Origin of the sequence: Mesorhizobium sp. B2-8-5 (assembly GCF_006440675.2) — a bacterium.
In the GTDB taxonomy this organism is placed as follows: Bacteria; Pseudomonadota; Alphaproteobacteria; order Rhizobiales; family Rhizobiaceae; genus Mesorhizobium.
This window is the reverse complement of the sequence record NZ_CP083951.1, coordinates 879545-899854: the sequence shown is the minus strand read 5'-3', so window position 1 is coordinate 899854 and position 20310 is coordinate 879545. Positions and strand designations below refer to the sequence as shown.

Genomic DNA, 20310 nt, shown 5'->3' with positions numbered 1-20310 from the left:
CGTCATCCACGGGCGGAGCGGGAGCGAAGCGACGCGGCGCAGACCATAGAATGGTTTGAGGAGGATAGGGTAGTTTGGCGGCCGGGACCGCGGCGCATCGCTGCGCTCTGGCTTCGCCCTACAATATGACGAAACCGAAGTTGGCGCCTACTGCACCGAGCCGACCAGCACCGCCTGGCCGTCGCGGATCGAGACCCAGCGTCCGGTGTTGTCGATCGCCTGGCGCTTGAGGAAGCGGTAGCCGGTCGCGTCCCAGGCTTTGACCTTGTCGGTCAGGTTGTCGAGCACGTAGTCGCCCTTGTCGGTGCGCACCGTCAGCACCGAATGGCCTTCCCCGTCCTGCTTGCGTACGACGGTGATCAGAAGATCGGCGAGCGACATGCCCATGCGGTAGAGCTGGCGACGCTTTTCCAGCACATAGTCCTCGCAGTCGCCATAGCCGTCGTCCGGATAGGCCCAGACTTCGTCCTTGCCGTAGTGATCGAGATCGCTCAACGGCTTGACGGCGGCGTTGACCTTGGCGCTCACGCTGGTCAGCCGGCGCCACAGACCGTCGGTCATCCTGGCCGGATCGAGATTGGCCGGGCGGATGTTGCATTCGTTCGGATGCGATTTGCAGAAATCATAGTGGCCGATCGGCTGCGAGGTCAGCCCGCCCGTGGCCATCGCGCCCGCCGCCCAGGCAGGCACGGCCCAATGCGCAGAGATCGTCAGCCCTGCGACCCCACACAAACGCAGAATCCGCGTCATCGCTGAGGAAGTCATTGTCCCCGCCGCCCTGTTCTTTATTAACGAAACGTTAAAGGCGATTTACAGTCCGTGTCAATTGGAGACGACGGCCAGTTTGACGGCATGGTTACCTGGACGATCCCGTAGCGGCACTTTCGCAACAGAGGCGTGGGCGCAACACGGCCGGCCGCCGGGCGGCGGCAGGGCTGATCCGGGCTCCGGCGTTCAGCTTTTGGCTGAACGGACCAGCTTCGGCCTCACCGCCACCCGCTGCTGGCGGCCATAGCTGGAGATGAAGTCGGCGATGCGCGGCACGATCTCGGAGCGGAAGCGCGAGCCGTTGAAGACGCCGTAATGGCCGACGGCCGGCTGCATGTAATGGACATGCTTGTCGGCGGGAATGTTGACACACAGATCATGCGCGGCCTGGGTCTGGCCGAGCCCGGAAATGTCGTCGTTTTCGCCCTCGATGGTGAGCAGCGCCACGTTGCGGATCGCCTTCGGATCGACCGGCTCGCCGCGATGCGTCATCTCGCCTTTCGGCAGAGCATGGCGCACGAACACGGTGTCGACCGTCTGCAGGTAGAATTCCGCCGTCAGGTCCATCACCGCCAGATATTCGTCATAGAAGTCGCGGTGCTTTTCGGCGCTGTCGCCGTCATGCTTCACAAGGTGCATGAAGAAATCCTTGTGCGCGATGATGTGGCGGTCGAGATTCATGCTCATGAAGCCCGAGAGCTGCAGGAAGCCCGGATAGACCAGGCGGCCGAAGCCCGGCACCGGCCAGGGCGCCTGCATCACGACATTGTCGCGGAACCAGTCGATGCCCTTTTCCTTGGCCAGAAGATTGACCGCGGTCGGGTTGCGGCGCGTGTCGACCGGGCCGCCCATCAACGTCATGGTGGCGGGCACGAAGGGATCGCCGCGCTTTTCCATCAGCGCCACCGCCGCCAGCACCGGCACCGAAGGCTGGCACACGGCCATCACATGCGTGTCGGGGCCGAGCGCGTGGAACATCTCGATGACATAGTCGATGTAGTCGTCGAGATCGAAGCTGCCTTGCGCCGCCGGTACCATTCGGGCATCGACCCAGTCGGTGATGTGCACGTCGGCATAGGGCAGCATCGCCTCGACCGTGCCGCGCAGCAGCGTCGCGTAATGGCCAGACATCGGCGCCACGATCAAAAGCTTGGGGTCCGGCTTGCGGCCGGCGGGCAGCGCGCGCTCGAAACGGATCAGGTTGCAGAACGGCTTCGACCAGACCGTCTTTTCCGCGACGGCGACGCTTTTCCAGTCGACCACGGTCTTGTCCAGGCCGAATTGCGGCTTGCCGTAGCGGCGGGTGGTCCGCTCGAAGAGCTCCGCGGTCGCCGCGACCGAGCGGCCGAAGGGGGTGTGGGAAATCGGATTGAGCGGGTTGGAGTAGAAGAGCCGTACCGCGTCGGCATAGAGGCGAGCCGGCTGCAGCGCCGCATGGTTCATTTCATAGAGCTGGTAGAACATCGCGAACCCCGCTGCCGTCCAACGACCAAAAGGACGACGGACAGCGCCGAGCCTTGAATGTCTCCTGGCGAGGCTAACAAGATATTTTTGCGATGCAATACGTCATTTTGTCTGACGAATGCTTCTTTGGTTCAACCTGTTGAAAATCGGGCTTGAGCGGGCGAGCCGGCTCAATGTGCGCTGCGGAAATGTGAAGGATATGTGTCCGGCCCTCATGCCGGACACCGCCCATGATCCCGAACCACTTGGTCCGCATTGGATCATGGTCCGACGGACAATGCATGTCGCCCTAAAGTGTGCAGCGGTTTTGGGGCAACGACATGCATCAAAACAAAGCTCAGACGCGCGCCATGCAGACGGCGGTATGGCCCGAACCGATGAAGCCCAGCTGGCCGGCGGCGCCGCGGGAGAGATCGAGCATGCGTCCCTTCACGAACGGACCGCGATCGTTGATGCGCACGACGACGCTGCGGCCGTTGTTCTTGTTGGTGACCCTGAGCTTGGTGCCGAAGGGCAAGGAGCGATGGGCGGCAGTCAGTGCCGAGGGGTTCATGCGTTCCCCCGAGGCGGTTCTGGAATGCAGCGCATACCAGGAAGCGCGGCCGCACTGCGCGGCGGCGGAGGAGGCGGAAGAGGCGCCGGCCATCAGGCCAGCCGCGATCGTTACCGCGACAAGCGCGGTCTGGTTGGTTTTCTTCATGCTTTGGGGGTGGCTCCGTTAGAGGTAGGCCCCGCCGATATGTGCCGAATGAGGCGGGAAATGCGGCATTGATCTGGCGGTTCCATGGCGACGGCACACGTTTGGAGTCGCCGCGAAACAGTTTGTCATGATATTTCCGGCACCGGGAAGGCGTATTCTCAATGAATATCGGACCGATATCCGGATCGTTCCGGCCAACATCGGTCGTCAGGATGCAAGTACAGAGGAACGGAACTGCTTCGGTTCCTCCGCGTCTTTTGTTGCGTCCCCATTGCCGTTCAGGATCGACTTCCGGAGAGGGTCAAGCCGATGCGATTGATCAGGTTTGTGCTGGCGCTGATTGTGCTGGGGTTGGGTGCGCTGTGGTCGCTGCAAGGTCTCGGCCTCGTCACGGGCAGCTTCATGACCGGCCAGACGCAATGGCTCTATATCGGCCTCGTCACCATGCTGGTCGGCGTGGTCGGGCTGCGCTGGGCGAACCGCTCGCGCATCTGACCTTGCCGGCCGCGCGGAGACGGCTGGCGACAAAGGTTAGTCTGCGACCCGATCCTTGCGACCGGTACCTGCCAGGCCCGGTAGAAGCTCTCGCCGCGCGGCGGCAAGCGGTCGGGTTCGCCGGCAAGCACCACCCTTGCGCGTTGGCTGAGCGTCTCTCGTGTCGTCATTCTGAGGTCTACGCTCCGCTCCCGCGTCGCTCCGCCCTGGAATGACGAAGGCGCGCAAGGTGCCGGACGCCGATCGAACGAAAATCCTTCTGTCACGCCATCCGGGCAAATTCGTGCTTCAAAAGGCGCGGCAATTGGAACTCTGGTTTCGTGCCCGGCTCGGTTAGTATAGTAATCTTATCAACATTGGGAGTGAGAGAACGATGCGCGACCTTCAAAAGCCCGTTCCGGCGATCGTTCGTGGCTTGCGGCCAAGGCCGTTCGCGGCGCGCTGATCGCTCCGTTTCGGCGAGCAGTCATGGTTGGACGCGCCAATTCCATCATTATTGTCGGCGGCGGCGCCAGCGGCGTCGTGCTGGCCGCGCATCTGTTGAAATCGCCCAATCCGGACCTGCGCGTCACCTTGATCGAGAAGCGGCCGCATTTCGGCCAGGGCATGGCCTATTCGACGCTGCTTTCGGCGCATGTGCTCAACGTCAACGCCTCCGGCATGAGCGGCTATGCCGACGACCCGACGCATTTCGCGCGCTGGGTGCTGGAACGCGGCCTCGCCAGGCCGGACCAGGGGCCGTTCTATGCGCCGCGCAGCCTCTATGCCCGCTATCTGCAGGAATTGCTCGACGGCCTCGTGGAGCGCGAGCGCGACACCGGCCGGCTCAGGCTGATCCGCGAGGAGAGCCTGTCGATCGCGCCGACCGCGTCGGGCGTCGAGGTGGCCTTGGCCAACGGCACCAGCGTCGTCGCGCATCTTGCCGTCCTGGCCACCGGTCACGACGAGCAGCCCGGCGCCTTCCAGGGCCACGCCGTCCGGATGGGGACGGAGGCCGACACCACGCTCGATCCGCAAGCCCAGGTGCTGCTGCTCGGCACCGGCCTGAGCATGGTCGACGCGTTTCTCTCGCTGGAACAGCGCGGCCATCGCGGCGCCATCGTCGCGGTGTCGCGGCGCGGGCTGCTGCCGTCGCCGCACCGCAAGGGCAATCCGATCAAGCTCGATATCGCCGACATTCCGCTCGGCACGGAGCTTTCCTATTTCGTCGGCTGGTTCCGCAATCTGATCCGCGAGACCCAGAAGGCCGGCGGCGACTGGCGCGACGTCGTCGATGGCCTGAGGCCGTTCAACCAGACGATCTGGCAGAATTGGCCATCCTCGGCCAAACGCCGCTTCGTCGAGCACACCAAGGCCTGGTGGGACATCCACCGCCACCGCATGGCGCCGGAAATCTACGCGCGCGTCACCGAGGCGGTCAGGTCGGGCCGCATCCGCCTCGTCGCCGGAAGGGTCGTGAACGTCGAGGCGAACGGTGGCTTCGCCGTGAAAATCCAGCCGCGCGGCACGCAGGATGTCGAGACCCTGGATGTCGCCCGCATCTATGATTGCATGGGCATCGCCCGCGATATTTCGAGAACGTCGAACGGCGTCGTGCGCTCGCTGGTCGAGCGCGGCGTGGCGCGGCCCGATCCGCTGCGCCTCGGCCTCGATGTCACCGCCAAATGCGAGCTGATCGCGGCCGACGGCACGGTGTCGTCGAAGCTGCTCGCCGTCGGGCCGCTGACACGCGGCACCTTCTTCGAGATCGACGCCATTCCCGACATCCGCGTGCAATGCGCGAAGCTGAGCAAGCAATTGCTGGGGTGAATTTCTGCCGAGGTCGGCGCTCTACGGCGCCCCCCTCTGGCCTGCCGGCCATCTCCCCCACAAGTGGGGAGATTGGCTGTCGCCTCGGCTTTCGCCAATCGCCGACATTGCAGAAGAAGACGCTGCGGGCGGAGCTGCTGATCTCCCCCCAAGTGGGGGAGATGTCCGGCAGGACAGAGGGGGGCGCTGTCCCGCCAAGTTCAACAGGAGAGGCGATAGAGCGCGCACCCCGTGAAATTCCATTCCCCCACTCGCCGCGGGATTGGCACGATCTATCTTCTTTCCAGACGAAAAGGGCTTGAAAAGACGGTTCGCGCGATCCGCGAACCGGAATGGATTCCGGCGGCTAGAGCATGATCCCAAAAAGTGGGAACCGGTTTTTGGAAAAGATCATGATCCAACAAGGATGCGCGCAAGATTGCGAGCACCCGCATCGAACTGCTTTCATGGAGCATCTGAGATGAGCGAGCAGAGACAACCGGCGGCCGGCGGCGTGGACGCCAATCTGTCGAGATTGCGTCCGCCTTATGCCTCAGTGCTCGACCTGATCGGCCAGACGCCGGTCGTCGAGCTGACCAAATTCGACACCGGCAAGTGCCGGCTGTTCATCAAGCTCGAAAGCCAGAATCCCGGCGGCTCGATCAAGGACCGCATCGCGCTGTCGATGATCGCGGCGGCCGAGAAATCGGGCGTGCTGAAGCGTGGCGGCACCATCGTCGAAGCGACCGCCGGCAACACCGGCCTCGGCCTTGCCCAGGTCGGCATCCCGAAAGGCTACCGCATCGTCCTCGTCGTGCCCGACAAGATGTCGCGCGAAAAAATCCAGCATCTGCGCGCGCTCGGCGCCGAGGTGCGCATGACCCGCTCCGACGTCGGCAAGGGCCATCCCGAATATTACCAGGACATGGCCGAGAAGATCGCCGCCGAACTGCCCGGCGCCTTCTATGCCAACCAGTTCGCCAATCCCGCCAATCCGCTGGCGCATGAGACGACGACCGGACCGGAAATCCTTTCGCAGCTCGAAGGCGACGTCGACGCGGTGGTCGTCGGCGTCGGCTCCGGCGGCACGCTGACCGGCCTCGGCCGCTATTTTGCGAAACACTCGCCGAAGACCGAGATGGTGCTCGCCGATCCGGTTGGATCGGTGCTGGCGCCGCTGATCAAGACCGGCAAGATGGAAGAGGCCGGAAGCTGGACGGTCGAAGGCATCGGTGAGGATTTCGTGCCGCCCAATGCCGACCTGTCGCTGGTGAAAAAGGCCTATTCCATTCCCGACAAACAAAGCATGCTGGCGGTGCGCGATCTGTTGTCGCGCGAAGGCATCCTGGCCGGCTCGTCCTCCGGCACGCTGTTGTCGGCGGCACTTCGCTACTGCCGCGAGCAGACGGTGCCGAAGCGAGTCGCCACCTTCGTCTGCGATAGCGGCAACAAATACCTGTCGAAAGTCTTCGACGACATCTGGCTGGCCGAGCAGGGCCTCGCCGACCAGGAACAGCATGGCGATTTGCGCGACCTGGTCATGCGCTCGCCGCGCACCGGCGACATTGTGACCGTTGGTCCGGAAGAAACCCTGCTCAACGCTTATGGCCGCATGCGCCGCTCCGACGTCTCGCAGCTGCCGGTGCTGGACGAAGGCAGGCTGGTCGGCATCGTCGACGAGAGCGATATTTTAGCCAAGGTCGACGGCCCCTATGACGGTCGCTGGGACCGCTTCAACGGCCCGGTGCGATCGGCCATGACCTCCAACCTGCACACGCTGCAGGCCAGCCAGACGCTCGACACGCTGCTGCCGGTCTTCGACCGCAACGAGGTCGCCATCGTCTTCGATGGCGAAGAGTTCATCGGCCTGATAACCCGTATCGACCTGATCAACCATCTGAGGCGCCGCGCAAAATGACCTCGACCGGCAAGAACCGCCTGGCCTTTTCCACCCGCGCCATTCATGGCGGCCAGAGCCATGATCCGCTGACCGGCGCGGTGATGGTGCCGATCTACGCCACCTCCACTTACGGCCAGCAGTCGCCCGGGGTGCACAAGGGTTTTGAGTACGCCCGCAGCCAGAACCCGACGCGCTTCGCCTTCGAGCGCGCGGTCGCCGACCTCGAGAGCGGCAGCAAGGCTTTCGCCTTCGCCTCCGGCCTGGCCGCGATCGGCACCGTGCTGGAGCTCCTCGATTCCGGCGCCCATATCGTCGCCACCGACGACATCTATGGCGGCTCCTTCCGCCTGATGGAGCGGGTGCGCAAGCGCTCGGCAGGCCTGCAGGTGAGCTTTGCCGATTTCACCGACCTTGCCGCGGTCGAGGCGGCGATCCGTCCGGAGACCAAGCTGCTCTGGGTCGAGACGCCGACCAACCCGCTGCTGCGCATCGTGGATCTCGAAGCGGTGGCGGCGCTGGCGAAGCGCAAAGGCCTGCTCACCATCGCCGACAACACGTTTTGCAGCCCCTATATCCAGCGTCCGCTGGAGCTCGGCATCGACATCGTCGTGCATTCCACGACGAAATATTTGAACGGCCATTCCGACATGGTCGGCGGCGTGGCGGTGGTCGGCGACAACAAGGATCTCGCCGACCAGCTGAAATTCCTGCAGAACGCCATCGGCGCCATCTCCGGCCCGTTCGACAGCTTTCTGGCCTTGCGCGGCATCAAGACCCTGGCGCTCAGGATGGAGCGTCACTCGGCCAACGGCCTGAAAATAGCGCAATGGCTGGAAACGCGAAAAGATATCCGCCGGGTCATCTATCCCGGCCTCGCCAGCCACCCGCAGCACTCCATCGCCGTCCAGCAGATGCATGCCTTTGGCGGCATGATCTCGGTCGACCTCGACCGCGACCTGGCCGGCACCAAACGCTTCCTCGAACGCACGCAGCTCTTCACGCTCGCCGAAAGCCTGGGCGGCGTCGAGAGCCTGATCGAGCACCCGGCGCTGATGACGCATGGCTCGATCCCGGCGGAAAAGCGCGGCGCCATCGGGATATCGGATTCGCTGGTGCGGCTGTCCTGCGGCATCGAGGACGGCGATGATCTGGTCGCGGACCTGGATCAGGCGTTGGGAGGATAGTGGTAGAACGCCTAGAGCACCTTAGCTCAGACCATAGTATTGGATCGGCAACTGCCATAAGTTTCCATCCTTGGGCGAGGCCGCTACCGGCCGGCAATGGGGGGGAAACATGGCAATCGACACTCTTGAAAAGGTACCGCTGCTCTATCACTTCACTGATCGAAGGAACCTCCCGATGATTAAAGAAATGGGAGGACTCTATCCACTCGCACAGCTTGACCAGAAGAAGGTTAAGGTTCCGGCACCGGGCGGCAATGAATGGAGCCGAGACGCGGACGCGTTGAAGGGAATGGGCAACTACGTCCACCTTTGCTTTCGCAGTACCCATCCAATGGAGTACGTTGCCAGGCAGGGTGGCAGGATCACGGACACGATCTTTCTGCAAATACACCCCTCGGTGATGCAGTTCACGGGTGTCCGTTTCACCAACGATGTTGCGAACAAAGCTGGCGTCGAATCGGTTCCCATCGGAGAGGCTGACCCGCTAATCGATTTCGAGGTACTTTACACTCGCACAGACTGGAAGGACCCGACAATTAAGGCACGTCTCACACAGGCGGAGAAATATGAGGTGTTGGTCCCCCATGTCATTTCGCTCGGCTTAATAAGGAACATTTAAATGGCTGAGAGACCAGTCTTTATTCCTGCGACCGAGCAGGAAGGCTACGTCAGGCAATTGGATTTCGAAATTCCGTGGGCTGGTGGCTTCGCTGAAATTCAAAAAAAGAAGAATATCCGGTCATTGCACGAGGCCGCCAAGAAAGCTGGATACGCGCCGTTGCTAGAAGTGTCTAGCAAGTCTGATGAAGTAGCCGGCCGCCATCTTAGCGCTTTTCATCTGCGCGTGATGACCAGCGTCGGCGAGATGCCCCTGGAGAACGCCTTTCAGGGAAGTAAGGTATTCGAGCGCGGCGGGCCGTACACCGATCTGTACGAGGTCGAGCCACGCAATGCTAAGCGCGATCCGCGACTTCGCGAGTCCGGCGCGCTGGTGGGTTTCAAATTCGACGGCTTCGATTTCCCATTGGAACCTACGACCGTGTTCTACGATTGGCTCTATCTCAACGCCATCTTCCCGCACCGTGTATGGCTCAAAAATCGAGTGGACGGCGAAATGCGGTATGCCGGGTTCACGGACATAGAGTTCAACCCTAGCAAATCGGTCAATTGTCAGGCGAAAACGTGCGCTTTATTCGTAGTGCTAATGAGGGAGAACAAGCTGGAGCGCTACCTGAAAACGCCCGAGGGTTTCATCGCTGCGATGGCTGCTCATTCGCTTCGGCCGACTGAGCATCAACCTCATTTGAAGCAAGCCAGACTTAGGGTCGGGTAAACAAGCGGTATGAAAAGCGGCAGCGTGGCCGCTGAAGCAGCGCCCCGACAAAATTTGGACAGGCACTGCGGCATTTGAGGTTTGGTTGGTTAGCTGGCCTTCGCTGCACAGCGCTGGCCCAACCAACCAGCCTTTGCAAATCCCGATTCCCCTCTAAACTGCCCCCAGCTTGCGATCTCCGGAGGCGTGATGCGCGTGACCGTGTTGGGTGGCGGCGTTGTCGGCGTCACCACCGCTTATCAGCTGCAGAAGGACGGGCACGAGGTCGTCATCCTCGAGCGCCAGCCTCAGGTCGCCGCCGAGACGAGCTGGGGCAATGCCGGCATGATCGCGCCGGGGCACTCCTTCGTCTGGTCCTCGCCCAAGGCGCCGATGATCCTCTTGAAATCGCTGGTGCTGAAGGACCAGGCGCTGCGCTTCAGGCTTTCTGCCGACCCCCGACTCTACTCTTGGTCCTGGCTGTTCCTGATGGAATGCACGGCGGAAAAGGCCAAGCGTAACACGCTGCTCAAGCATCGGCTGGCCGTCTATTCGCAATCGGTCCTGCAAGAGGTCGTCGCCGACGAGGCGATCGAATACGACCGCAACGATCGCGGCATCCTTTATTTCTATCGCAGCCAGCAGGCGCTCGACAAAGGCGTCGAGCATATGCGGCTGCTCGAATCCGACGGCCAGCTGATCAAGGTGCTCGATCGCGACGCCATCGTCGCGCTCGATCCGTCGCTGGCTTCGGCCAGGGAAAAAATCGCCGGTGGCATCCATTGCCCGACCGACGAGACCGGCGACCCGGCGAAATTCACCCGCGCGCTTGCCGCCAAGGTGGCCGAGCGCGGCGGCGAGATCCGCACCGGCACCACCATCACCGGCATCGAGACATCCGGCGACGGCGTAGTCCAGGTGACGACCGACAAGGGCGCGGTCAAGGGCGACGCCTATGTGCTGGCGCTCGGCTCCTACAGTCCGCTGATCGCCAGCACGGTAGGCATCAGCCTGCCGATCTACCCGATCAAGGGCTATTCGCTGACCATTCCGGTCGGCAACCGCCCGGCGCCGCCGACCATCGCCGCCATCGACGAGCACAACCTGGTCGCCGTGTCGCGCTTCGGTGACCGGCTGCGCGTCACCGCCACCGCCGAGTTCGCCGGCTACGACACCAGCCACAAGCCGGCCGATTTCGCCTTCATGAAGGGCGTGACCGCGGAGCTTTATCCCGAAGGCGCCGACTACGACCGCGCCGAGATGTGGGCGGGCTTGCGGCCCATGACGCCCAACAATTTGCCCGAATTCGGCCAGCGGCGCCTGCGCAACCTCTATCTCAACACCGGGCACGGCCATATCGGCTGGACCATGTCGCATGGCTCGGCCCGCATCACCGCCGACCTGATCGCCGGCCGCAAGCCGGCCATTTCGATGGATGGACTTTTGAACTGAGAGCGGGATCGATCCCGCTCCGACAAGAAAGGGAACGCCATGTCCGCCGATCTCGCCGCCGCGCCGCTTGCCGCTTCAGGGCCTGTCGGTCCCATGCCAGTCGATCTGGGTGTGCTGCCATCGGAGATCGACGGCGGCCTCGCCTCACGCGCGGCGATCGGGCTGGCGATCCTCGCCACCGATCAGACGCTGGAGCATGAATTCCGCGCGCTGGTGCGCATTCCGGGCGTCGCCTTCTACGAGGCGCGTCTGTTCAACGACAACGACATCACGCCGGAAACGCTGCGCGCCATGGGCCCGCGCATCGCGCCCACCGTCGACCTCATCCTGCCCAGCATCCCGCTCGACGTCGTCGGCTTCGGCTGCACCTCGGCCACCATGACGCTCGGCGAGGAAGCCGTCTTCGCCGAGATCAGGAAGGCGCGGCAGGGCGTCGCCTGCACCACGCCGGTCACCGGCGCCTTGGCCGCCTTCAAAGCATTGGGTGCCAAGGGCATCGGTCTGCTGACGCCCTATGCGCCCGAGATCAACCAGGGCCTGGTCCGCTATTTCACCGGACGCGGCCTCGACATCGCGGCCGTCGCCACCTTCGACCGCCGTGACGACCGCGAGGCGGCCCGCATCTCGCTCGCCTCGATCGAGGCGGCGGCCGAACGCATGGCTGAAGTGCCGGGGGTGGAGGCGATCTTCATCTCCTGCACCAGCCTGCGCGTCGCCGAGGCGGTCGCCGATCTGGAGCGGCGCATCGGCATTCCCGTCACGTCCTCCAATCACGCCATGGCCTGGCACTGCCTGCGGCTTGCCGGCATCGACGACGTCGTGCCGGCCGGCGGCCGGTTGTTTGCGCTGAAAACCGTTTGAGCGTTGGTTTTCTCGACACAGGAATTTTGAAAAGTCGCCGTTTGCCGAAGGGCTTTCACCGTGTGAAATTGGTGCAAACACTGGGCATTAGCCGAAGCCCCTCAGCCTCGTCATTCCAGGGCGGAGCAGCCGCGAAGCGGCGTCGCGCAGACCCTGGAATCCATTCCGTGACCTGAGCCGTGGACTGCAGCGGAGCAGGAGTCTGCACCGCAGCGGCGCTCGGAAGTCACGGAATGGATACCCGGTTCGCGCGTCCGCTTCGCTCCCGCTCCGCCCGTGGATGACGATCGCGATGGGCGTTTCGGCCAATCTCCAACGCATGCCGAAGCCGCGGCCCTTCGCAAGCTAGGGTTCCTCGCCCCCGCCAAAGGCGGGGGAGAGGTGGCTCGGCGCGTAGCGCCGAGACGGAGCGGGGGCCAGCGCTACCCTTCGCGATTCCAGCAGATCGTCCCGCATTAACCGAATCGGAAGGAGATGTTTAACGCTTCGTCTCTATGTCCCCTCGCCGGGAGGCACCACAGAGCGAGCATGATGAACGACGAAAAGCGAAATGAATGGCGCGCCATCTTTTACGTGCAGGCGCGCGTCGCCATCCTGTTTGTGCCGGTCGTGCTCAGCCTGCTCCTCATCGGCATCTTCGCCGGCAACGATCGCAAATCCGTGCCCGACGCCATCGATCAGACCGTGACGGGTTCGGTGCGCTGAAAGCGTACCCTCAAACAAACTTCGGGATCGGCCCATTCTGCGGCGTCGTATCGCCCTCGAGGTCGACAAAAACCTCGTCGACGAAGCACCAGCCCCAGCCTTCCGGCGGGTCGTAGCCTTCGATGATCGGATGCTGCGTGGCATGGAAATGCTTTGTCGCGTGGCGGTTGGGCGAGTCGTCGCAGCAGCCGACATGACCGCAGGTCCGGCAGAGTCTCAGATGCACCCACCAGGAGCCGCTCTTCAGGCATTCCTCGCAGCCCAGCGCGCTCGGCGTGACCTTTTTGATGTCCTTCGTATGCCGGCATTCATCCATCACGCTCTCCTCGCCAATTCGCCGTTTCGCGCCAGATAGGCATGCAATGCCGCGACCACCTGCGCGCCTTCGCCGACGGCGGCGGCGACCCGCTTGGTCGAGCCGCAGCGCACGTCGCCGATGGCGAACACGCCGCTTCGGCTGGTCTCCATCAGCCCGTGCCCGGGTGTCGTCTCCGGTCCGGTGCGCACGAAACCCTTCGCATCCAGCGCCACGTTGCAATTCGCCAGCCAGTCGGTGTTCGGATCGGCGCCGATGAACAGGAAGAGGTGGTGGATGGCGCGCGTCGTCTCTTCGCCGCTCGCCCGGTTGCGCCAGCGCAGCGCTTCGAGATTGCCGTCATGGCCCTCCAGCGCCGCGACCTCGGTCTCGGGCAGCACCTCGATGTTCGGCTGCGCCGCGATGCGCTCGACGAGATAGCGCGACATGGTGGCGTCGAGGCTGTCGCGGCGCGCCAAGAGCGTCACCTTGCGCACCTGGCTCGCCAGATAGACGGCCGCCTGTCCCGCCGAATTGCCAGCGCCGACCAGCGCCACTTCCTGGTCTTGGCAAAGCCTGGCCTCGATCGGCGAGGCCCAGTAATGCACCGAAGTGCCCTCGAACTGCGCCAGGTTGGCGATATCGAGGCGGCGGTAGCGCGCGCCGCTGGCGATCACGACGGCGCGCGTGCGCACGCTCTCGCCGTCGCCGATGGCAAGACTGTAGCGGGCGCCGTCGCTGGCGTCGTCGAGCAGCTTCGCCTCGTCGGGGATCACCATCTCGACGCCGAATTTCTGCGCCTGGTTATAGGCGCGCGCCATCAGCGCCATGCCGGTGATCCCGGTCGGGAAGCCGAGATAGTTTTCGATGCGGGCCGAGGCGCCCGCCTGTCCGCCGAAGGCGCGGCAATCGAGCACGATGGTCGACAGCCCTTCCGAGGTGGCATAGACCGCCGCCGCCAGCCCCGCCGGCCCGGCGCCGACGATCGCCACGTCATAGACCTTCTCGGCATCGATCGGCCGCAGCAGGCCGACGCAGCGGGCGAGCTCGGTCTCGCCCGGATTGTGCATCAGCTTGCCGTTGGGGCAGAGCACGATCGGCAGATGATGCGGGTCGACATGGAACCGCTCGATCAGCGTTTTCGCGCAAGGGTCGGTGTCGGAATCGAGCGCGCGATGGGGAAGCCCGCTGCGCCGCAAAAAGCCCTGCAGCCGCAGCACGTCGCCATTGCCGGCCGGGCCGATGACGACCGGCCCGCTGGCGCCGCTTTCGAGCAGGCCGACGCGGCGCAGGATCAGCGCCCGCATGACGCGCTCGCCGAGATTGGCCTCCTGCACCATCAGGTCGCGCAGCCGCTGCGAGGGGATGACGATCGCCTCTACCGGTCCCTTCGCTTTGGCGTTGACCAGCGACGGCCGGTTCGACAACTGCGCCAGCTCGCCGACGAAGCTGCCGGGGCCGTAGGTGATGATCGGCTCGCGCGGCCCGATCCCGCCGGCCTGGGTGATGTCGACCTTGCCCGACAGGATGAGGATCAACCCGGGCGAGACCGTGCCGGCCGTCACGATATGATCGCCGGCGGCATAGGCCGTGGCCTCGCCAAAGCGGCGCATGCGCTCGATATCCGCATCGGTGAGCACGGGAAACATCTGGTCGCGGCGGTTGGCAATGGTCGGGCTGACAACAGGGGCCATGGCCGGAGCGTAGCGCCGAGGTCGCAAGGTTTGAAGCGGTTTGTTGAGGGACCGGCCGGAAGGGGAGATTGGGCCAACGGCCACATGTCGTCATTCTCGGGCTTGACCCGAGAATCCATGGCGTGAAGCGGGTCATATAGTGCAACGGAGCGGAATTCTGTAACCGCTGCAACGCCTCGACGTCACGGTCTGCGCGCGTCGCCTCGCTCCTTGCTCCGCCCCTGGAATGACGAAGTTCGGAAGCTTACGGCTGATCGCGAAGGTTGAGACTTGCACCCCGTTGGCAGTCGGGAATCAAATGGCGACCCCTTCGCTCTCGGAGCTCCGGGATGGCCTGCCATCCGAAGCTCGAAGAGCGAAGGATCGGCTTCATGGCTCTTCATGCGTATAGCGTCGGCAGGCCAGCTTAAAACCAAACCGGTCGCCGGGTTTGGAGCGGCTTGTTCGGAGACGGACCGGAAGGGGAGATTGGGCCAACGGCCACATGTCGTCATTCTCGGGCTTGACCCGAGAATCCATGCCGTGACGCGGGTCATATAGTACAACGGAGCGGAATTCTGTAACCGCTGCAACGCCTCGACGTCACGGCATGGATTCCAGGGTCTGCGCGCGTCGCTTCGCTCCTTGCTCCGCCCTGGAATGACGAAGTTTGGAAGCTTACGGCTAATCGCGAAGGTTGAGACTTGCATCCCGTTGGCAGTCGGGATGAATGGCGACCCCTTCGCTCTTGGAACTCCGGGATGGCCTGCCATCCGAAGCTCGAAGAGCGAAGGATGGTGCCCAGAAGAGGACTCGAACCTCCACTCCTTGCGGAACACGGACCTGAACCGTGCGCGTCTACCAATTCCGCCATCTGGGCTGGTGGGCGCTGATGTAAGCGGGCAAACGATATGTGTCAACGCGCTTTTTTCGTTGCATGTCGCCCAAAGTGCCCAGCGGTTTTGGGATATCGACATGCAACAAAACAAAAATAGACCGCATTGCCTGAGCCGGCTTGCCTTACCCCTCCAGCACGTCCTTCGACGCCACGGTGGAATCGGCGTTGAGCTTGTAGACGATCGGCACGCCGGTGCCGAGCTCGAGCTTGACGATCTCCTCGCCGCTCTTGCCGTCCAGCGCCATGATCAGCGCGCGCAGCGAGTTGCCGTGCGCGGCGACCAGCACCGTCTCGCCGCGCAGCACATGCGGCTGCACTTCGTGCAGGTAATAGGGCCAGACGCGCGCGCCGGTGTCCTTCAGGCTTTCGCCGCCGGGCGGCGCGATGTCGTAGGAACGGCGCCAGATATGCACCTGTTCCTCGCCCCACTTCTTGCGCGCGTCGTCCTTGTTGAGGCCGGAGAGGTCGCCATAGTCGCGCTCGTTGAGCGCCTGGTCGCGGATCGTCTTCAGGTCGCCCTGGCCGACGATGTCGAGGATGTGCTGGCAGGTCACCTGCGCCCGCTTCAGGGCAGACGTGTAGGCGATGTCGAACTTCAGGCCGCGCGCCTTGAGCTTCTCGCCGGCGGCATGCGCCTCGGCTGTGCCCTGCTCGGTCAGCCCGACGTCGCGCCAGCCGGTGAACAGGTTCTTTAGGTTCCATTCGCTCTGGCCGTGGCGCACGAGCACGAGAGTTCCCGACATGTCAGCTCCTATAGAATGTTTGGATAGGGATCAGCTCAGGCCGAGCACGTCCCGCATGGAATAAAGCCCCGGCTTCTTCGCGCGGGCCCAAAGCGCGGCTTTCACCGCGCCGCGGGCGAAGATCGCCCGGTCCTCGGCATGGTGGGAAAGCGTGATGCGCTCGCCGGTGCCGGCAAGGATCACGCTGTGGTCGCCGACGACGGAGCCGCCGCGCAGCGTGGCAAAGCCGATCGAGCCCGTCTTGCGCACGCCGGTATGGCCGTCGCGCACCCGCACGCTGTTGTCGGCAAGATCGATGCCGCGCCCTTTCGCCGCCGCTTCGCCGAGCAGCAGCGCCGTGCCGGACGGCGCGTCGACCTTGTGCCGGTGGTGCATTTCCAGGATCTCGATGTCGAAATCGTCGGGGTCGAGCGCCTTCGCCGCCTGCTCGACCAGCGCCGTCAGAAGATTGACGCCGAGGCTCATATTGCCGGATTTGACGATCGTGGCATGGCGCGCGGCGGCGGCGATTCTGGCATTGTCGTCGGCCGAGCAGCCGGTGGTGCCGATGACATGGACGATGCGCGCCTGCGCGGCATAGCCGGCGAATTCGACGCTCGCGCTTGGAGCCGTGAAATCGAGCACGCCATCGGCCTTGGCGAAGGCCGGCAGCGGATCGTCGGCGATCGGCACGTTGATGATGCCGATGCCGGCGAGCTCGCCGGCATCCTTGCCGAGATGCGCCGAGTCCGGCCGCTCGATCGCGGCGGCGACGCGCACGCCGGGCATGGTGTGGATGGCGCGGATCAGCGTCTGGCCCATGCGGCCGGCGGCGCCCACCACAACCAGGCCCATATCGCCGGCTTCGCTCATGCGCTTCTCCTGACGGTCTTCTTGGCGCGGCTGCGCGGCGCCGGAGTTTGGCCCGAAGTCTGGCTTGCCTTGACGTCGTCGACAAGCCCCAACCCCTTCTTGCCCTGGATCCGGTGGAAACGGGCATAGATGCTGTGCGGGTCGGCCATCAGCGTCGCATGCGTGCCTTCCTCGACCAGCCGCCCCTCTTCCAGCACGATGATGTGGTCGGCATTGACCACGGTCGACAGCCGGTGCGCGATCACGATCGTCGTGCGCCCTTCCATGACATGGGTCAGCGCTTCCTGCACGCGCGCCTCCGCCTCGTTGTCGAGCGCCGAGGTCGCCTCGTCGAGCAAGAGGATCGGCGCCTGGCGAACGATCGCGCGCGCGATCGAGACGCGCTGGCGCTGGCCGCCGGAAAGGGTCGAGCCGCCTTCGCCGACCGGCGTGTCGTAGCCTTCCGGCTGCTGGCGGATGAACTCGTCGGCCGCCGCTTGTTTCGCCGCCTGCTCGATCTCGGCGTCGGTGGCCGAGAGCCGGCCGTAGCGGATGTTGTCGCGGATCGTGCCTTCGAAGAGATAAGGCGCCTGCGCCACATAGGCGATCGATTGGCGCAGCGAATGCTTGGTCACCTTGGCAATATCCTGGCCGTCGACCTCGATCGAGCCCTCGTCGACGTCGTAGAAGCGCTGCAGCAGCGCCACCATCGTCGACTTGCCGGCGCCCGATGCGCCGACGACGGCCGTCACCTTGCCGGCGGCGGCGGTAAAGCTCAAATCCCTGAGCACCGGCATGTCGGCGTTGTAGCCGAATGTCACATGGTGGAAGCGCACCTCGCCGGTAGTGACCTTCGCCTCGACCGCGTCGGGCGCGTCACCCTGCTTCGGCTCGAGGTCGAGCAGTTCGTAGATCATGCGCGCGTTGACCAGGGCACGTTCCATGCCGACCTGTGTCCGGGCCAGGCGTCTTGCCGGGTCATAGGCCAGGATCAGCGCGGTGATGAAGGAAAACACGGCGCCCGGCGGCTGTCCGAGCACCAGCGCCCGATAGCCGGAATAGGCAAGCACGGCGGTAATGGCGAGACCGCCCAGGATTTCGGAAATCGGCGACAGCCGCTCCGCGACGCGGGCGATCTTGTTGTTACGCTGCTCGGCCGTGTCGGCCATGATGCCGATGCGGCGCGCCAGCTCGTCCTCCAGGGTGAAGGCCTTGACGATGGCGATGCCTTGGGTGGCCTCCTGCACCGATCCGTTCAGCCGCGAGTTGATCAGCACGGATTCCCGGTTGATCTTGCGCAGGCGGCGGGTGATGTAGACGACGGCCCAGATCAACGGCGGCCCGATCAGCAGCGAGCTGAGCGACAGCACCGGATCCTGGTAGATCATCACGCCGAGAAGGGCGACGAGCGAGACCGCGTCGCGGCTGATGGAGGTTAGCGTCAGCGACAGCAGGTCTCGGATGCCGCCGACATTCTCGTTGACCTGTGCCGCCAGCCGGCCGGAACGGGTCTCGTTGAAGAAGTTGACGCCGAGCTTCATCAGATGGTCGAAGCTGCGCTTCTGGTAGCGGGCGACCAGATTGTTGCCGATCGTCGCCAGCGCCACTGCCTGGCCATAGCCGGCGAAGCCGCGCAGCAGGGAGGCGCCCATGAAACCGGCGCAGATCCACACGATCATGTCGCTGCGCCGTTCGTAGAAGATCTGGTTGATCATCGGGGCCATGATCCACGCCGTGAAGGCGGTGGTGCCGGAAACGATCAGCAGGCAGGCGACGGCGACGACATAGGTCCAGCGATATTCCTTGCCGTTTTCGGCCAGGATGCGGCGCAGCACCGCGCTGACCTCGGTGGGCTGGACTTTCAGTTTGAGGGAAGTTTGAACAGTCAAATCAGGGCGCTTCGTGGTTTTCCGCGTGTCGGATGGGCCGCATTTCGGCATCCTCTTAGCGCCCCGGCTACGGCTTGCCTATGGCGAAACTTCGTCGCGCCGGCCGATCGCCAGCCCTAACGCTGGCGCGATCAAGCCCGCCAGTGCCGGCCCGCCGTCTGCACGCCGAACAGCGAAGGCGTCCTGGCATAGGCGGCGAGCCCGAGCAGCGCCGCCAGCGGATGGGTGATGACATAGACCGGCATTTCGCGCATCAGCGCGCTGTGCGGCGCCTTGTCCTCGAACGCGGCGCGGAAATTGCCGGCTTTCAGCGCCGGCACGATCTTCTGCGCGATGCCGCCGGTCAGGAACACGCCGCCGCGGCCCATGAACACCAGCGCGAGATCCCCCGCGGTGCGGCCGAGGCAGGTGACGAACAGCGCCAGCGCCTCCTCTGCCACCGGATCGGATTTGGCGAGCGCGGCCGCCGTGACCTCGGCCGGCGTCGTGAAAGGCGTCGGCTTGCCGTCCGTCCTGGCCACGGCACGATAGACGTTGACCAGCCCGCGTCCGCACAGGATCTGCTCGCCGGAGATGCGGCCTTCGAGCTTGTCGATATGCGGGAACACCTCGAAGTCGCGCGGCGTGCGCGGGCCGATATCCATATGCCCGCCCTCGCCCGGCACCGGGATCCAGTGGTTGAGCGCATGGATCAGCCCGGCGACGCCAAGGCCGGTGCCGGGGCCAAGCACGACCCGGCTCGCATTGGGTTCCGGCGTGCCGCCGCCGATCTTTTCCATGTGCTCTTCGCCGAGCGCCACCACGGCCAGCGCCTGCGCCTCGAAATCGTTGAGCACGACGACCTCGCTCAGGCCCAGATTGGCGAACATTTGCCGGGGCTTCACCACCCAGGGGCAGTTGGTGAGCGGGATCTCGTCGCCGTCGACCGGCCCGGCGATCGCCAGCACCGCCGAGTTCGGCTGGATGGACGAGCGGTCGAGCACCGCCGCCTGGATCGCCTCGTCGATGGTCTTGAAATTGGCCGTCTGGACGATCTGCGGCTCGGTCGCTTCCGAATTGGCGTCGAGCACGATCGAGAAGCGCGCATTGGTGCCGCCAATATCGCCGATCAGGACCGGAAACCGCAGCCCTGTCTCGTTCTCGCCTGCCATGCTCTTGATCGTCCTCGTTGCGGCGCCGCTGTGCCGCTTCCATCGCCCATTTCAATCGATTGACTAGCGCATGAGCCCGCAAAGGGGAAGCCCGCTTGCGCTTGGAGCAATTCCAGGAAAAGTGTGAGCGGTTAAGCTCGGCGCCTTCGCCGTAACCTTCCGTCCGGAATTGCGTCAAAGCAAAGAGATAGGGCGTTTCGC

18 protein-coding genes and 1 tRNA gene are annotated in these 20310 nt (G+C 64.2%); 9 read left to right on the top strand and 10 right to left on the bottom strand.

Annotated elements, in window-relative coordinates:
- Positions 1 to 147 precede the first annotated feature (147 nt).
- The 3 genes from FJ430_RS04265 to FJ430_RS04255 all read right to left on the bottom strand — a co-directional run bounded on the left by FJ430_RS04265 (position 148) and on the right by FJ430_RS04255 (position 2932).
- Positions 148 to 765, bottom strand: a complete 618-nt coding sequence (locus FJ430_RS04265; RefSeq protein ID WP_140711197.1) for a transglutaminase-like cysteine peptidase — start codon at positions 763 to 765, stop codon at positions 148 to 150.
- A 189-nt stretch (positions 766 to 954) separates the two neighbouring features.
- A complete protein-coding gene (locus FJ430_RS04260; RefSeq protein WP_140711198.1) occupies positions 955 to 2232 on the bottom strand; it encodes a polyhydroxyalkanoate depolymerase in 1278 nt (425 codons plus the stop codon).
- A 337-nt stretch (positions 2233 to 2569) separates the two neighbouring features.
- Positions 2570 to 2932, bottom strand: coding sequence for a septal ring lytic transglycosylase RlpA family protein (locus tag FJ430_RS04255; RefSeq protein WP_095767965.1), 363 nt, complete (start codon positions 2930 to 2932; stop codon positions 2570 to 2572).
- Positions 2933 to 3241: 309 nt separating this feature from the next.
- On the opposite strand from FJ430_RS04255, the gene FJ430_RS04250 reads away from it, so the two are divergent.
- The 9 genes from FJ430_RS04250 to FJ430_RS04210 all read left to right on the top strand — a co-directional run bounded on the left by FJ430_RS04250 (position 3242) and on the right by FJ430_RS04210 (position 12629).
- On the top strand, positions 3242 to 3427 hold the full coding sequence (locus FJ430_RS04250; protein WP_140711199.1) for a hypothetical protein: 186 nt from the start codon (positions 3242 to 3244) through the stop codon (positions 3425 to 3427).
- Between the two features lie 468 nt (positions 3428 to 3895).
- Positions 3896 to 5236, top strand: coding sequence for an FAD/NAD(P)-binding protein (locus FJ430_RS04245; protein WP_140711200.1), 1341 nt, complete (start codon positions 3896 to 3898; stop codon positions 5234 to 5236).
- Positions 5237 to 5696: 460 nt separating this feature from the next.
- A complete protein-coding gene (locus FJ430_RS04240; RefSeq protein ID WP_140711201.1) occupies positions 5697 to 7133 on the top strand; it encodes a pyridoxal-phosphate dependent enzyme in 1437 nt (478 codons plus the stop codon).
- Complete coding sequence (locus FJ430_RS04235) at positions 7130 to 8299, top strand: cystathionine gamma-synthase (RefSeq protein ID WP_140711202.1); 1170 nt, start codon at positions 7130 to 7132, stop codon at positions 8297 to 8299. Before FJ430_RS04240 ends, FJ430_RS04235 begins: the two co-directional genes overlap by 4 nt.
- Before the next feature lie 109 nt (positions 8300 to 8408).
- The gene (locus tag FJ430_RS04230) at positions 8409 to 8918 is read left to right on the top strand and encodes a DarT ssDNA thymidine ADP-ribosyltransferase family protein (RefSeq protein WP_140711203.1); all 510 of its coding nucleotides are present in this window, start codon (positions 8409 to 8411) and stop codon (positions 8916 to 8918) included.
- Positions 8919 to 9632, top strand: coding sequence for a DUF6977 family protein (locus FJ430_RS04225; RefSeq protein WP_140711204.1), 714 nt, complete (start codon positions 8919 to 8921; stop codon positions 9630 to 9632).
- Between the two features lie 189 nt (positions 9633 to 9821).
- Positions 9822 to 11063 (top strand): D-amino acid dehydrogenase, encoded by a 1242-nt coding sequence (locus FJ430_RS04220; protein WP_140711205.1) that lies wholly within the window; start codon positions 9822 to 9824, stop codon positions 11061 to 11063.
- 39 nt (positions 11064 to 11102) lie between these two features.
- Entirely contained in the window at positions 11103 to 11924 is an 822-nt protein-coding gene (locus tag FJ430_RS04215; RefSeq protein ID WP_140711206.1) for an aspartate/glutamate racemase family protein, read from the top strand.
- Positions 11925 to 12452: 528 nt separating this feature from the next.
- Positions 12453 to 12629 (top strand): hypothetical protein, encoded by a 177-nt coding sequence (locus FJ430_RS04210; protein WP_140645956.1) that lies wholly within the window; start codon positions 12453 to 12455, stop codon positions 12627 to 12629.
- A 10-nt stretch (positions 12630 to 12639) separates the two neighbouring features.
- Here FJ430_RS04210 and FJ430_RS04205 read toward each other — a convergent pair whose 3' ends face one another.
- From FJ430_RS04205 to FJ430_RS04175, 7 genes are all read right to left on the bottom strand, one after another.
- A complete protein-coding gene (locus FJ430_RS04205) occupies positions 12640 to 12945 on the bottom strand; it encodes a UBP-type zinc finger domain-containing protein (protein WP_140681002.1) in 306 nt (101 codons plus the stop codon).
- Positions 12945 to 14618, bottom strand: a complete 1674-nt coding sequence (locus FJ430_RS04200; RefSeq protein WP_140711207.1) for an FAD-dependent oxidoreductase — start codon at positions 14616 to 14618, stop codon at positions 12945 to 12947. The genes FJ430_RS04205 and FJ430_RS04200 overlap by 1 nt, the downstream gene beginning before the upstream one ends.
- Before the next feature lie 774 nt (positions 14619 to 15392).
- A tRNA-Leu gene (locus tag FJ430_RS04195) sits at positions 15393 to 15477 on the bottom strand.
- Between the two features lie 140 nt (positions 15478 to 15617).
- Positions 15618 to 16238 carry a 2,3-bisphosphoglycerate-dependent phosphoglycerate mutase gene (locus FJ430_RS04190; protein ID WP_140711208.1) on the bottom strand — a complete coding sequence of 207 codons (621 nt, stop codon included), beginning with the start codon at positions 16236 to 16238 and terminating at the stop codon, positions 15618 to 15620.
- Positions 16239 to 16268: 30 nt separating this feature from the next.
- The gene (gene dapB, locus FJ430_RS04185) at positions 16269 to 17090 is read right to left on the bottom strand and encodes a 4-hydroxy-tetrahydrodipicolinate reductase (protein ID WP_140711209.1); all 822 of its coding nucleotides are present in this window, start codon (positions 17088 to 17090) and stop codon (positions 16269 to 16271) included.
- Entirely contained in the window at positions 17087 to 19009 is a 1923-nt protein-coding gene (locus FJ430_RS04180; protein WP_226892074.1) for an ABC transporter ATP-binding protein, read from the bottom strand. Before FJ430_RS04180 ends, dapB begins: the two co-directional genes overlap by 4 nt.
- 80 nt (positions 19010 to 19089) lie before the next feature.
- Complete coding sequence (locus FJ430_RS04175; RefSeq protein ID WP_140645951.1) at positions 19090 to 20109, bottom strand: glucokinase; 1020 nt, start codon at positions 20107 to 20109, stop codon at positions 19090 to 19092.
- Between the last annotated feature and the right edge of the window lie 201 nt (positions 20110 to 20310).

What these genes read in the sequence shown, in the direction of transcription:
- FJ430_RS04265 (WP_140711197.1), bottom strand. Translation starts at nt 765, where the DNA reads ATGACTTCCTCAGCGATGACGCGGATTCTGCGTTTGTGTGGGGTCGCA.
- FJ430_RS04260 (WP_140711198.1), bottom strand. Translation starts at nt 2,232, where the DNA reads ATGTTCTACCAGCTCTATGAAATGAACCATGCGGCGCTGCAGCCGGCT.
- FJ430_RS04255 (WP_095767965.1), bottom strand. Translation starts at nt 2,932, where the DNA reads ATGAAGAAAACCAACCAGACCGCGCTTGTCGCGGTAACGATCGCGGCT.
- FJ430_RS04250 (WP_140711199.1), top strand. Translation starts at nt 3,242, where the DNA reads ATGCGATTGATCAGGTTTGTGCTGGCGCTGATTGTGCTGGGGTTGGGT.
- FJ430_RS04245 (WP_140711200.1), top strand. Translation starts at nt 3,896, where the DNA reads ATGGTTGGACGCGCCAATTCCATCATTATTGTCGGCGGCGGCGCCAGC.
- FJ430_RS04240 (WP_140711201.1), top strand. Translation starts at nt 5,697, where the DNA reads ATGAGCGAGCAGAGACAACCGGCGGCCGGCGGCGTGGACGCCAATCTG.
- FJ430_RS04235 (WP_140711202.1), top strand. Translation starts at nt 7,130, where the DNA reads ATGACCTCGACCGGCAAGAACCGCCTGGCCTTTTCCACCCGCGCCATT.
- FJ430_RS04230 (WP_140711203.1), top strand. Translation starts at nt 8,409, where the DNA reads ATGGCAATCGACACTCTTGAAAAGGTACCGCTGCTCTATCACTTCACT.
- FJ430_RS04225 (WP_140711204.1), top strand. Translation starts at nt 8,919, where the DNA reads ATGGCTGAGAGACCAGTCTTTATTCCTGCGACCGAGCAGGAAGGCTAC.
- FJ430_RS04220 (WP_140711205.1), top strand. Translation starts at nt 9,822, where the DNA reads ATGCGCGTGACCGTGTTGGGTGGCGGCGTTGTCGGCGTCACCACCGCT.
- FJ430_RS04215 (WP_140711206.1), top strand. Translation starts at nt 11,103, where the DNA reads ATGTCCGCCGATCTCGCCGCCGCGCCGCTTGCCGCTTCAGGGCCTGTC.
- FJ430_RS04210 (WP_140645956.1), top strand. Translation starts at nt 12,453, where the DNA reads ATGATGAACGACGAAAAGCGAAATGAATGGCGCGCCATCTTTTACGTG.
- FJ430_RS04205 (WP_140681002.1), bottom strand. Translation starts at nt 12,945, where the DNA reads ATGGATGAATGCCGGCATACGAAGGACATCAAAAAGGTCACGCCGAGC.
- FJ430_RS04200 (WP_140711207.1), bottom strand. Translation starts at nt 14,618, where the DNA reads ATGGCCCCTGTTGTCAGCCCGACCATTGCCAACCGCCGCGACCAGATG.
- FJ430_RS04190 (WP_140711208.1), bottom strand. Translation starts at nt 16,238, where the DNA reads ATGTCGGGAACTCTCGTGCTCGTGCGCCACGGCCAGAGCGAATGGAAC.
- dapB (WP_140711209.1), bottom strand. Translation starts at nt 17,090, where the DNA reads ATGAGCGAAGCCGGCGATATGGGCCTGGTTGTGGTGGGCGCCGCCGGC.
- FJ430_RS04180 (WP_226892074.1), bottom strand. Translation starts at nt 19,009, where the DNA reads ATGCCGAAATGCGGCCCATCCGACACGCGGAAAACCACGAAGCGCCCT.
- FJ430_RS04175 (WP_140645951.1), bottom strand. Translation starts at nt 20,109, where the DNA reads ATGGCAGGCGAGAACGAGACAGGGCTGCGGTTTCCGGTCCTGATCGGC.